This is a genomic window from Telmatobacter bradus (genome assembly GCF_048629425.1).
GTDB lineage: Bacteria > Acidobacteriota > Terriglobia > Terriglobales > Acidobacteriaceae > Telmatobacter > Telmatobacter bradus.
Map to the genome: position 1 here is coordinate 4,864,900 of NZ_CP184532.1, position 11,264 is coordinate 4,876,163.

10 protein-coding genes are annotated in these 11,264 nt (G+C 58.4%); 4 read left to right on the forward strand and 6 right to left on the reverse strand.

Annotation, left to right across the window (positions count from 1 at the left end; genetic code table 11):
• Window positions 1–129 precede the first annotated feature (129 nt).
• Entirely contained in the window at window positions 130–1,854 is a 1,725-nt protein-coding gene (poxB, locus tag ACOBR2_RS20240) for a ubiquinone-dependent pyruvate dehydrogenase (RefSeq protein WP_420237889.1), read from the forward strand.
• Window positions 1,855–1,924: 70 nt separating this feature from the next.
• Here poxB and ACOBR2_RS20245 read toward each other — a convergent pair whose 3' ends face one another.
• From ACOBR2_RS20245 to trpC, 4 genes are read right to left on the reverse strand one after another with little or no spacing between them, the layout of a single operon-like run.
• Window positions 1,925–2,575: a phosphoribosylanthranilate isomerase gene (locus ACOBR2_RS20245; protein WP_420237890.1), complete on the reverse strand. Its 651-nt coding sequence runs from the start codon at window positions 2,573–2,575 to the stop codon at window positions 1,925–1,927.
• On the reverse strand, window positions 2,572–3,009 hold the full coding sequence (locus ACOBR2_RS20250; RefSeq protein ID WP_420237891.1) for a type II toxin-antitoxin system VapC family toxin: 438 nt from the start codon (window positions 3,007–3,009) through the stop codon (window positions 2,572–2,574). The genes ACOBR2_RS20245 and ACOBR2_RS20250 overlap by 4 nt, the downstream gene beginning before the upstream one ends.
• Before the next feature lie 2 nt (window positions 3,010–3,011).
• Window positions 3,012–3,224 (reverse strand): hypothetical protein, encoded by a 213-nt coding sequence (locus ACOBR2_RS20255; RefSeq protein WP_420237892.1) that lies wholly within the window; start codon window positions 3,222–3,224, stop codon window positions 3,012–3,014.
• 44 nt (window positions 3,225–3,268) lie between these two features.
• On the reverse strand, window positions 3,269–4,099 hold the full coding sequence (gene trpC / locus ACOBR2_RS20260; protein ID WP_420237893.1) for an indole-3-glycerol phosphate synthase TrpC: 831 nt from the start codon (window positions 4,097–4,099) through the stop codon (window positions 3,269–3,271).
• A gap of 435 nt (window positions 4,100–4,534) precedes the next feature.
• Between trpC and ACOBR2_RS20265 the strand changes: the two genes are divergently transcribed.
• A complete protein-coding gene (locus ACOBR2_RS20265; RefSeq protein WP_420237894.1) occupies window positions 4,535–6,247 on the forward strand; it encodes a methyl-accepting chemotaxis protein in 1,713 nt (570 codons plus the stop codon).
• 69 nt (window positions 6,248–6,316) lie between these two features.
• Here ACOBR2_RS20265 and hemG read toward each other — a convergent pair whose 3' ends face one another.
• Window positions 6,317–7,783, reverse strand: coding sequence for a protoporphyrinogen oxidase (gene hemG, locus ACOBR2_RS20270; RefSeq protein ID WP_420237895.1), 1,467 nt, complete (start codon window positions 7,781–7,783; stop codon window positions 6,317–6,319).
• A gap of 438 nt (window positions 7,784–8,221) precedes the next feature.
• Here hemG and ACOBR2_RS20275 point away from each other — a divergent pair, with 438 nt between their 5' ends.
• Both ACOBR2_RS20275 and cydB read left to right on the forward strand, forming a co-directional pair.
• Complete coding sequence (locus ACOBR2_RS20275) at window positions 8,222–9,562, forward strand: cytochrome ubiquinol oxidase subunit I (RefSeq protein WP_420237896.1); 1,341 nt, start codon at window positions 8,222–8,224, stop codon at window positions 9,560–9,562.
• A gap of 46 nt (window positions 9,563–9,608) precedes the next feature.
• Window positions 9,609–10,649: a cytochrome d ubiquinol oxidase subunit II gene (cydB, locus tag ACOBR2_RS20280; protein WP_420237897.1), complete on the forward strand. Its 1,041-nt coding sequence runs from the start codon at window positions 9,609–9,611 to the stop codon at window positions 10,647–10,649.
• Window positions 10,650–10,775: 126 nt separating this feature from the next.
• Here cydB and ACOBR2_RS20285 read toward each other — a convergent pair whose 3' ends face one another.
• Entirely contained in the window at window positions 10,776–11,117 is a 342-nt protein-coding gene (locus tag ACOBR2_RS20285) for a GIY-YIG nuclease family protein (protein ID WP_420237898.1), read from the reverse strand.
• Window positions 11,118–11,264 lie beyond the last annotated feature (147 nt).

Below are 11,264 nucleotides of genomic sequence, written 5' to 3' on the forward strand. Positions count from 1 at the left end.
TCTCAAAATAGTGGATCCTATCTCGGACCAGATTAATCTACAACGCCAGAAAGGGTTTCTTGAAGGCAGTCCCACTCAGCCGCTCTAGAGCGCAGTCTCACTGAACTTCCAGAAAAAACAGGAAAGTTTATGGCAAAAAAAGTTGCTGAAGTTTTTGTCGAAGTTCTGGCCGCAGCTGGTGTGAAGCGTATCTTCGGTGTGGCAGGCGATTCGCTGAATGGCATTACGGATTCGATCCGTGTGCGCAATGGCATTCAGTGGGTGGGTGTTCGTCATGAAGAAACAGCGGCCTTCGCGGCAGGGGCCGAGGCGGGCCTGACGGGCGGCCTGGGCGTTTGTGCAGGAAGCTGTGGCCCGGGCAATCTTCACCTGATCAATGGCCTCTACGATGCGCATCGCAGTCGCGTGCCGGTGCTGGCAATAGCCGCGCACATTCCTTCGCAAGAGATCGGCAGCAACTACTTCCAGGAGACGCACCCCGAGCATTTGTTCAAGGAGTGCAGCGCCTTCTGCGAGCTGGTTTCGACTCCTGCGCAAATGCCCCGCACGCTGGAAATTGCGATTCAGACAGCGCTAGCCAAACGCGATGTTGCCGTTATTATTATTCCCGGCGATGTGGCGCTTTCCGATGCCGTAAACCCGAAGCGCCGGGTTGAATTCACTTTCGCGCAGCCGAATATCACTCCCCGCCCCATGGAAATGGCGCGACTGGCGACGGAACTGAATCTGGCCAGCAAAGTTACGATTCTGGCTGGAGCAGGTTGCGCCGAAGCACATGACGAGCTGGTTGCTCTGGCTGGCAAACTGAAATCCCCCATCGTGCATGCCATGCGCGGCAAAGAGTTTATTGAGTACGACAATCCATACGACGTGGGCATGACTGGCCTGCTCGGCTTTGCCTCTGGCTACCAGGCCATGAAGTCCTGCGACACGCTGCTGATGCTGGGCACAGACTTTCCGTATCAGCAGTTCTATCCGAAGGACACAAAGATCATTCAGGTTGACGTCCGGCAAGAACAGATCGGCCGTCGTGCAGCGGTCAACCTTGGCATTGTGGGCGGTGTACAGGAAACCCTGGCGGCACTGCTTCCTCTGCTTGAGGAAAAGACCGACGATCGCCATCTGCAGACTGCGCTGAGTAACTATCGCGAAGCCCGCAAGGGGCTTGACGATCTTGCAGTGGGCACGCCGGGCAAACTGCCCATCCATCCGCAGTATCTAGCCAAGGTCCTCAATGAAGTTGCGGCGGAAGATGCGGTGTTCACTGTGGATGTGGGCACGCCCGTCATCTGGGCCGCACGCTACCTGGAGATGAACGGCAAGCGCCGTATTCTGGGCTCGTTCAACCATGGCTCCATGGCCAACGCCTTGCCGCAGGCGATCGGCGCACAGGTTGCGTATCCCGGCCGTCAGGTGGTTACACTCTCGGGCGACGGCGGCATGTCCATGCTCATGGGCGACCTGCTTTCGCTGCGCCAACAAAAGCTGCCCGTCAAGATGGTCGTCTTCAACAACAGCGCGCTCGGCTTTGTAGAGTTGGAGATGAAGGCCACGGGCTTTGTCGATCACGGAACGGAGCTGATCAATCCGGACTTCAGCAAGATTGCTGAAGGCGCGGGCATTCTGGGCATTCACATCGAGAAACCGGAAGATATACGCCCATCGCTCACGAAGGCCTTTGCCCACGACGGTCCCGCACTCATTGATGTGCGCATCAACCGCCAGGAACTGGCCATGCCGCCTGCGCTGCAACTGGACCAGATCGTGGACTTTAACCTCTACATGGTGAAAGCGATTTTGAATGGCCGTGGCGATCAGATCCTCGATCTGGCCAAGACCAATCTTTTTCGCTGATACGGAAACGGCAGACGCACCGCACCAACCCGCCGATTGCACCCCGATGCGTCCGCCGATTTTTAATCTCTTACAAGCGCCGCGCTCTAGCGATGAACGCCCGCACCTTGGCAGGATCTTTATGGCCCGGCGCTGCTTCCACGCCGCTGGCCACGTCCACGCCGTAAGGCTGCAGAATGCGGATCGCCTCGGCTACGTTTTCCGGGTGCAAACCACCAGCTACCACCAGCCTGCGCTGCTGCGCATTCTGAAAGAGCGTCTGGCTGGCGGCCATCCAGTCAAACGTCTCGCCCGTACCGCCTGCCCCTTGGGCTGAATGGGAATCGACGAGAAACGCGTCGACATTTGGATCGGCAAGTAGAACGGGGAAATTCTCCGGCGCAGCCTGCCCGTAGTGCAGCACGCGCAGAATCTTTTTCTGGTCTCCCAGAATTTTGCGCAGGGAAGCCGTGAGTGCCAGCGGCGCGGCAAAGTGCAACTGCACGCCGGTCAGTCCGCATCGATTGGCGGTTTCCGCTGCTTCTTCCGCGCTCACGTTTACAAAAACGCCGATCTTTTCCAACGCAGCAGGAAGACCGGGCGTAATGCATGCCACCTGCTCCACCGTAACCCGCCGCTTGCTGGGCGCAAAAACAAAGCCCACCGCATCGGCTCCGGCTTCAGCGGCTACCAGCGCGTCTTCGAGTGTTGTGTTGGCACAGATCTTGATCCAGAGGCTCATGCGTTGGTTTCCTCAGAAGGCACATCGGCGAGAAATGGATTCAGCACACGCACGCCGGTTCCGGCAAAGTCCTCGACGTTGCGGGTCACCACGGTCAGATCATACTGGCGTGCAATCGCCGCGATCTGCTTGTCTATTGGATTCTGAGCATTGGGGCCCATCATTGCACCCCAGATTTCCGCACTGGATCGGTCAAAAGGAAGAATGCGCGAAGCAAATATCTCCAGAATGCTTTTCAGCCATACTTCCAAACGATCCGCCTGAGGATGATCGCCACGAAAGCGTAGATTCTCCACACCCTGACGGAGTTCACCCACGGTTTGAGCAGCAAGAAAACTTTCAGTTTCGGCAGAGTTTAACAGGTGAACCACACCTGCATCCGCCTTTGCCCCTTTGCGTAACTCGCTGATGACATTCGTGTCGACCAGAAACATCTCTAGCCCCGATGACGCTCAAAATCGGCATCCTCGCCCACATTTGGTATGGAGGCAAGCACTTCATTGAAAGTCCTGCCGTTTTTTTGCGCCAATGCCGCTTCCAGCAGGGCACGCGCTTCCGGCGATATTTCAGAACTGACAATGCTGAGGGATTTTCCGCGATCAGATGCCATACTGGAGGCATTTTCTCGTTGAACCGGATTGGTTGCCATCTTTGCCTCCTTTCAGGCATGTCTCGTTTTATGGTACTGCGGATCTATATATTTTTCTCTGCCTTGGCCGCGCCTTTCAGCAGTTCTTCCAGCGCCTCGCCGGGATCGGTCTGGCGCATCAGGCTTTCGCCAATCAGGAAGGCGTCAAAGCCAGCCTTGCGCAGCCTGGCAATCTCTGCCGGGGCGGAGATTCCGCTTTCGGTCACACGGACTACGCTCTGCGGAATGCGTTCCACCAGTTCCAAAGACGTTTCCAGACGCACATTGAAGGAGCGCAGGTCGCGGTTGTTCACGCCGATGGCGTTCGCACCGGTTGCGCCCAGTGTGTCGAGCACGCGGTCCAGTTCATCTCCGGTATGCACTTCCACCAGCACGTCGAGCGAGTAGCCGTGGGCCACATCGGACAACTGCTTCAGCTCCGCGTCGGTGAGGGCCGCGGCAATCAGCAGAATGGCGTCGGCACGGTGGGCGCGGGCTTCCAGAATCTGAAACTCGTCCACCATGAAGTCCTTGCGCAGGCAGGGCAGGGGAACGGCCGCCGAAGCCAGTGACAGATTGCGCAGGCTGCCCTGGAACCAAGGCTCATCGGTCAGCACGGAAAGCGCCGTGGCACCGCCGGCACGATAGCGCCGGGCCAGCCACTCGGGATCGAAGTCCGCGCGAATCAGCCCCTTGGAGGGCGAAGCCTTCTTGACCTCGGCAATCACCGCCGGGCCGGTGGCAGCTTTGGCCTTGAGCGCCGCAGCCCAGCCGCGAGGATGGTGCTTGAGCGCCCGCTCCTCCAACTCGGTCAGAGTCACAGCCTTTTTTGCCGTAGCCACAGTGGTGCGCGTGGCCGCCAGAATCGTCGTTAAAAACGTCTCGGAGCTCGTCATATGCCTGGGTTGAGTATAAGGGCAAGCGTGGCTGGATTGGGGAAACAGAAGGCCAGGCGAGGTGGTGCTCCATCTGTAACCGGCCACAACATTCCGTGCCGTACGGCTCCTCTTATGGCTCTGTTGGTGCACATGAAACAGTGTGGAGTTTTCCATCTGTTCCTTCGCACACTGCCCTTGTTTTGAGGCAAATCCATACAGAAAAAGAGTAAGCGGCAAATCTGCTTGAAACGCGGACGAGTGCATAAACAGGAACGAGACGTCATTTTCCCAACTTAAGATCTCTTAATCGAGATAGATATTGAAAAGCTCAAGTCAACATCTGCTATGCCGATAGGCGTGGTGCATAGCAATGGATTGCAGCCCTGGCCGGTAGCGTCCTTGCTTCTGCAATGTGCACGAGCTGGAACTGCCCTTGAAAGGAACTTCTCCGCCATGTCAGCATTTCGTGATCTCCCCATCGCGCGCAAACTGTTTTTCAGCTTTGGCGCAGTCTGCCTGCTCACTGCGATCCTGGGAGCAGTAGCACTGGTCAGCTTCCACAAAGTTAACGTCGGCGTTGACGATGTTGTGAACGACGCTATGCCTTCGGTAAAGATTTTGGGCGAAGTTCAGCAAAATGCCATGTCTGTTCGCCGGGCTGATGGCTTCATCGCGCTCTGTGATGACAGTGCATGCGTGCAAAAATACAAGGCCCATCGTCTGCAGGCGATCGACAACTACAAGAAGTATCTTGCCCAATACGAGCCGATGATTTCCTATCCGGGCGAGAAAGAGCTTTATACCACTTTCCACGACCAGATTGCTCGCTACCTGCAGTACAGCGAACAGTACATCGGCATGATCGATGCAGGCAAGATCGATGAAGCGCGCAAGCTGGCCACCAGCGACGACACGCTGAATCTCTTCGACTCCTTCAGCAAGGCGCTCGATGACGATATGGTGCTGAACACCAGTGCTGGTGCTGCTTCCGGCGCTCAAGTAATGAGCTTGGTCAAGAGCTCCAGCATTCTGATCTGGGTTGCATTGTTTGTCGTGGTGGGGCTTTCCGTCTTCATTGGCGCAACGCTGAGCGGACTCATCTCTCCGCCGTTGATTGCTGCCGCGGAAGCTCTGGAACGGGTAGCCAACAAGGATCTGAGCGCGACAGTCGAAGTGCATAGCAGCGATGAGGTAGGCCGCCTGTCGGAAGCATTGAATCAGAGCGTAGCAGCAACGCGCGAAGTGCTGACGGCCATGGCCAAGGGTGCCGAGACGCTTTCCGCCGCCACCGAAGAGTTGAGCGTGCGGTCCAGCCAGACCAGCGCCAATGCCAAAACGCAGTCGGGCAGCACGCAGCAGATTGCCGCTGCTGCGCAAGAGATGACGGCCACTATTGGCGAGATCAGCCACAACGCCGAAGAAGCCACCCGCTCCAGCCGTGAGTCCGCCGAATCAGCCAGTCAGGGCGGCGAGGTGATGCAGAAGGCCAACGCTACCATGGAGCGCATCGGGCAAACCTCGATGTCGGTAGCCGATCGCATGAATGCTCTGGCCCAGCGTTCGCAGGATATTGGCAAGGTGGTCAGCGTGATTCAGGAGATCAGCGAGCAGACCAACCTGCTGGCGCTGAATGCCGCGATTGAAGCCGCCCGCGCCGGCGAGCATGGCCGCGGATTCGCGGTGGTGGCTGGTGAAGTCCGCCGTTTGGCCGAGCGCACCAAGACCGCAACCGAAGAGATTGCCGGAACCATCCGCAGCATTCAGGAAGAGACGCGCGAGACGGTTGAGGTGATGGAAGGCAGCCGCCTGGAAGTCGAATCCGGCATGACGGAAACCGCCAACGCCCAGCATGCTCTGGAAAACACCATCCATCTGGTACAGGGCATGGAACACATGATCAGCCTGATTGCCACGGCTGCAACGGAGCAGACCGCCGCATCGCAGGAGATCAGCGAGTCGGCCGGCAGCATCTCCAAACTGGCCGAAGAGAATTCCATCGCTTCCGACGAAACAGCCTCGGCCTGCAAGAATCTGACCGAGCTGGCCAACGATCTGGATGGACTCATCCGCCAGTTCAACATCGGTGGCAGCGGAAGCACATCCTCCAGGCTCTTCAAGTCAGGCCATTCCGCGACGCGTTCCCTGCGTGCCGCAGCCCACGTCTGATTCAATCCGCATTCAACCAAAGGGCCGGAACAGTCGATCTGTTCCGGCCCTTTTTGTTTTTGATTCTTCCTATAGCTGCGGAACAGCACAGGTCATTGCCGCTTCCGCCAGTTCCTTGGCGGCCTTGCGACCGAGGCGAATGCAATCGGGAATGCCAATACCGTCGTAGGCGTTGCCGGCCAGCCGCAGGCCGGGCAAGGCTGCCGCATGTTCGGCAATCTGGCGGACCCGCTCCTTGTGGCCCACGGCATACTGCGCCATGGCGCGATTCCAGCGAGAAACCTGCACGTGTTCCGGCAGCCCTGCCGCCGGAAAGACCTGCTCGCCCAGAATCTCATTCAGCTCACGGCGTACCACGGCCACCAGCTTTTCGTCCGGCTCACTGAGCAGCGCACTGTTGCGCATACCGCCCAGAAAGGCGCGAAAGATAACTTTGCCCGGCTTGGTGCGGCCCACAAACTTGCGATGCACAAAGGTGCAGGCCAGCATGGAGCGGCCTTCCACGGCCGGAACCAGAAAGCCAAAGCCCTCCGGCAGTGTGCCCAACTGCTTTTCATCGTAGACAAGGTTGAGCGTGATGGAAGACGAGTAAGGAATGGAGCCAAGCAGCGCTGCCAGCTCCGCATCGACCGGCTCCAGCAGCTTAGCTGCCGCCCAGGCCGGAGTGGCCAGAATCACCGCGTCATACTTCTCGCTTCCAGAGGCCGTGGTCAGCCGCCAACCCTCGCCAGAACGCTCCAATTTTTCAACTGCCGTGCCCATACGCAGAGCACCCGGCTCCAGCCGGGCCGCCAGCGCATCCACCAGTTGCTGCATGCCACCACGCATGGCGGTAAAGATGGAGCGGGGTTTGGGCTTAGCGCCGCTGGCCGGAGCGTTTGCCTTGGCCTGCAGCATGCGCGCCCGCATCTGGGCGTGAGCAGCCAGCATGCCACGGCAGAGCGAGCCGTGTTCGGTCTCCATTTTGACCATGCCGGGCAGCACCGTCTGGGCGCTCAAGCGAGTGGAATCGCCACCATAAATGCCGCTCAGCAGCGGATCGGCCAGACGGTCAACGACCTCCTGCCCGAAGTGGCGGCGCACCAGATCAGCCACCGACTCATCCCCTGCCGCGGGCCGGGGTGGATGCAGCAACTCCAGCGCCATCTTCAGTTTGGTGGGCAGGCTGAAGAGGCGGGTGAGGGCGGTAGGAATCAGCTTGGTAGGAATCAGGAACATCAGACCGTCAGGCAGTGGAACCATGCGGTTGCGCACCACGATGAAGGTCTTGCGCTGGCTGTCGTTGGAGGGCAGCAGCTGGTCACCCAGCCCCAGTTCGCGGCAAAGCTCCGCCGCGGCTGGTTTTTCCGTGATGAACGAATCAGGGCCCTGTTCGAGCACAGATCCGTCGATGGTTTCCGAGGCCAGCGCACCGCCCAGCCTTGGGTTGCTTTCAAACAACGTATACTCAACGGGCTGCCCGGCCACACTGGCCTTTTGCAACTCATATGCCGCGGCCAAGCCGGCAATACCGCCGCCCACAACTGCAATACGCATCGGGAACGAACCTCCGTGCTGACAGCACTGTAGCCGAAATTGGCTGGGGATGGGGAAAAGAACCGTCAGCAAGCATTCAACTTGATAGCCGTATTATCATCCGGTGTTGAAAAGGATGTTGCAAGTGACAAGAATCACTTCGCAAATTTTTGAATGTGGCAAAATGGACTACACCGCTCTGATTCGATGCAGATCTGCGCATCCTGTGCTCGCAGCGATCTTTGACCCGCGCGAAAGCGTCTTTCACGCGGCTCGGGAATCGAAGCAATGGAGCATACAGGCACTGCAATTTGCGACTGTTTTATAGGTCCTCATTTTTTTGATCTCGCCTGACATCCGGGTCTGGCTGCCGTTACGGAATCTTCCGGCTGCGGCAAACCGTTCACCCCAGGAAGACGTTTGCCATCTTCCATCAACTCCTTTGCGAGGAGGCACTGCATGAGCAGTGAGCTGATTCACCGGTTGCACTTCGCTTTTACCGTTACCTTCCATTACCTGTTTCCGCAACTCACCATGGGGCTGGGTCTGCTGATCGTGGTTCTGAAGACAGCGGCTCTCCGCACCGGCGGCGAGCACTGGAACCGCGCCGCCCGTTTCTGGGGGCGCATCTTCGCCATCAACTTTGTTTTTGGCGTGGTCACCGGCATTCCCATGGAGTTCGAGTTCGGCACCAACTGGGCACGCTTTTCGCAGCTTTCCGGTGGCGTAATCGGCCAGCCGCTGGCCATGGAAGGCGTCTTCAGCTTCTTCCTGGAATCGGCCTTTTTGGGCTTGTTCCTCTACGGAGAAAAGAAGGTCCCGGCCAAGGTTCACTGGTTCTCGGCGGTGATGGTCTTTGTGGGCTCGTGGATCTCGGGCTTCTTCATCATCGTTACCGACGCATTCATGCAGCATCCCGTAGCCTTCAATCGCCTGCCCAATGGCGGTTTTGAAGTGAGCAGCTTCTGGGGTCTGTTGCTGAACCCCTGGGCTCTGCTGCAGTATGCGCACAACATGACGGGCGCAGCGGTCACCGGCTCCTTCGTGATGGCGGCTGTAGGCGCGTTCTATCTGCTGGACCAGCGCAATGTGGAGTACGGCAAGACCTTTGTGAAGCTGGGCGTGATTGCCGGCACCATCGCGTCCATCCTGATCGTCTTCCCCACCGGCGACTTGCACGGCAAATATGTGGCAAAAAATCAGCCCGCCGCCATTGCCGGTATGGAAGGCCTGTACAAGACCGAAAAGGGTGCAGGACTGGTGCTGATCGGCCAGCCCAACGAAGAAACCGGCCAGATCGATAATCCAATTGTCGTCAATGACCTGCTCAGCTTTCTGATCTACGGCACCACCAAGGCTGAAGTCACCGGACTCGACCACATTCCGCGCGACCAGTGGCCGCAATCGTTGCCGCTGCTCTACTACGCCTACCACATCATGGCAGGCCTCGGAACCTGGTTCCTGGTGCTGATGATTGGCTCCAGCTTCCTGCTCTGGCGGGGCAAGCTCTACCAGAACCGCTGGGTGCTGTGGGCGCTGGTGCTCAGCTTCCCGCTGCCCTACATTGCCAACACCGCTGGCTGGATGACCGCGGAACTGGGCCGTCAGCCGTGGCTGATCTACGGTCTGCTGCGCACCAGCGACGGCTATTCGCAGATGGTTTCGGCAAGCAATGGTCTGTTCACGCTGCTTGGCTTCATGGGCCTGTACAGCCTGCTGGCGCTGTTGTTCACGGTGCTCATCTATCGCGAAATCACCAGCGGCCCCGAGCCCAAGCAGCTGGCGGCCAAGGCCGACTGAGCTTGATCACGGAACAACTACCAAAGGCTGAAAAAGGAGCCTCGTCATGATGGGATTTTTCTGGTTCTGGCTGGTAGCCGTGATGATTGTCGGCTACGTGGTTCTGGACGGCTTCGATCTCGGAGTCGGCGTTCTGCATCTGTTCCTGACGCGCACCGAGACGGAAAAGCGCACGGCGCTGGCCAGTATTGGCCCCGTGTGGGACGGCAACGAGGTCTGGCTGCTGGCGGGCGGCGGCACACTCTACTTCGCCTTCCCGCTGCTCTACGCCTCGGCCTTCAGCGGCTTCTATCTGCCGCTGATGATCGTGCTCTGGCTGCTGATTCTGCGTGGCATTACGCTGGAGCTGCGCAATCACCTTGACCTGGGCGTGTGGAGTTCGCTGTTGGATGGCGTCTTCGGACTGGCCAGCACACTGCTCACCATCTTCTACGGCGCGGCACTGGCCAACGTAGTGCGCGGCGTGCCGCTCAACCCCGACGGCTATTTCTTCCTGCCTTTGTGGACCAACTGGCTGCCTGGAGTCCATCCCGGCATTCTGGACTGGTACACGGTGATCGGTGGCCTGGTGGCGCTGATTGCGCTCACGCTGCACGGTGCTCTGTGGCTCAGCCTGAAGGCCTCGGGCGATCTGGAAGTGCGGGCCCGCAAGATCGTTTCGCCGCTCTGGGTAGCGCTGCTGCTCATCACCATCGTCAGCCTCTTTGCCACCATTGCCGTGCGTCCGCAGAGCCTGAACAACTACTTCAACTACCCGGTTAGTTTTGCAATTCCGGTGGGCGTAGTAGCGACTCTGGCACTGATCTTCTTCTTCAACAAGAAGGGCTCACCACTGGCCGCATTCCTTTCGAGCGCCTTCTACCTCTTCTTCATGCTGGCCGGCGCCTGCTGGTCGCTCTACCCCACACTGCTGCCAGCCACCACCGGCGCGCAGTACGACATCACACTTAACCGCGCCATCAGCGGTCCTTATACGCTGGCGGTGGGCTTCGTCTGGTGGGTTGTCGGCATGGCTCTGGCCATCAGCTATCACGTCTTTGTGTATAGCCGCTTCCGGGGCAAGGCCGTCGTGAGCGAAACGCACTAATCTCCAGCCACGTACAGTAACAAACCGCCCGGTCCGCCGTATTGGCAGGCCGGGCGGTTTTGTTTTCCGACCTGTCCTCCTGAGCGACCGCAGGGAGTCGAAGGATCTGCGGTTGCTTTTGGGAAGTCAGTTGAACATGCGGTCCAGAGCACGACGATAGTCGGCAGGCTCTACGTCGTACCAATCCTTACTCAAGTCGATCCATACTGCATTCGACGCTTCAATCAGAGCAATCTTCTTTGCGCGTCTCCATCCCTTCAACTGCTTTTCGCGGGCAATCGCAGCAGATACATCGTTGTGCCGCTCAAACCACACCAGCCGGTCGCAGTGATAGCGGGCGGAAAAGCTCTCCTCGTGTTCCCGCCACTTGTGTTCAAAGACCCGTTTCTGCAAGTTTCCTGTAACGCCGATGTAGAGCGTGTGGCTGCGACTAGCCATCATGTAGACGCAATAAACCCGCTCTTCCATGCCCCGCATTCTATAGCGGTATTTTGTGGCGCAACAGAGAAAAAGCCGCCGCAGATCCTTCGACTCCCTACCTCTTCGCCTGCGCTGCGCTCCGGCTTCGCGTCCGGTCGCTCAGGATGACAAATTCCCTAGGTTTGCCTCATTGGC

Bases quoted from the DNA above. Each gene is read 5' to 3' on its own strand.
- ACOBR2_RS20250 (WP_420237891.1), bottom strand. From the start codon at position 3,009: ATGTTTCTGGTCGACACGAATGTCATCAGCGAGTTACGCAAAGGGGCA.
- poxB (WP_420237889.1), top strand. From the start codon at position 130: ATGGCAAAAAAAGTTGCTGAAGTTTTTGTCGAAGTTCTGGCCGCAGCT.
- ACOBR2_RS20265 (WP_420237894.1), top strand. From the start codon at position 4,535: ATGTCAGCATTTCGTGATCTCCCCATCGCGCGCAAACTGTTTTTCAGC.
- ACOBR2_RS20275 (WP_420237896.1), top strand. From the start codon at position 8,222: ATGAGCAGTGAGCTGATTCACCGGTTGCACTTCGCTTTTACCGTTACC.
- cydB (WP_420237897.1), top strand. From the start codon at position 9,609: ATGATGGGATTTTTCTGGTTCTGGCTGGTAGCCGTGATGATTGTCGGC.
- hemG (WP_420237895.1), bottom strand. From the start codon at position 7,783: ATGCGTATTGCAGTTGTGGGCGGCGGTATTGCCGGCTTGGCCGCGGCA.
- ACOBR2_RS20255 (WP_420237892.1), bottom strand. From the start codon at position 3,224: ATGGCAACCAATCCGGTTCAACGAGAAAATGCCTCCAGTATGGCATCT.
- ACOBR2_RS20245 (WP_420237890.1), bottom strand. From the start codon at position 2,575: ATGAGCCTCTGGATCAAGATCTGTGCCAACACAACACTCGAAGACGCG.
- trpC (WP_420237893.1), bottom strand. From the start codon at position 4,099: ATGACGAGCTCCGAGACGTTTTTAACGACGATTCTGGCGGCCACGCGC.
- ACOBR2_RS20285 (WP_420237898.1), bottom strand. From the start codon at position 11,117: ATGGAAGAGCGGGTTTATTGCGTCTACATGATGGCTAGTCGCAGCCAC.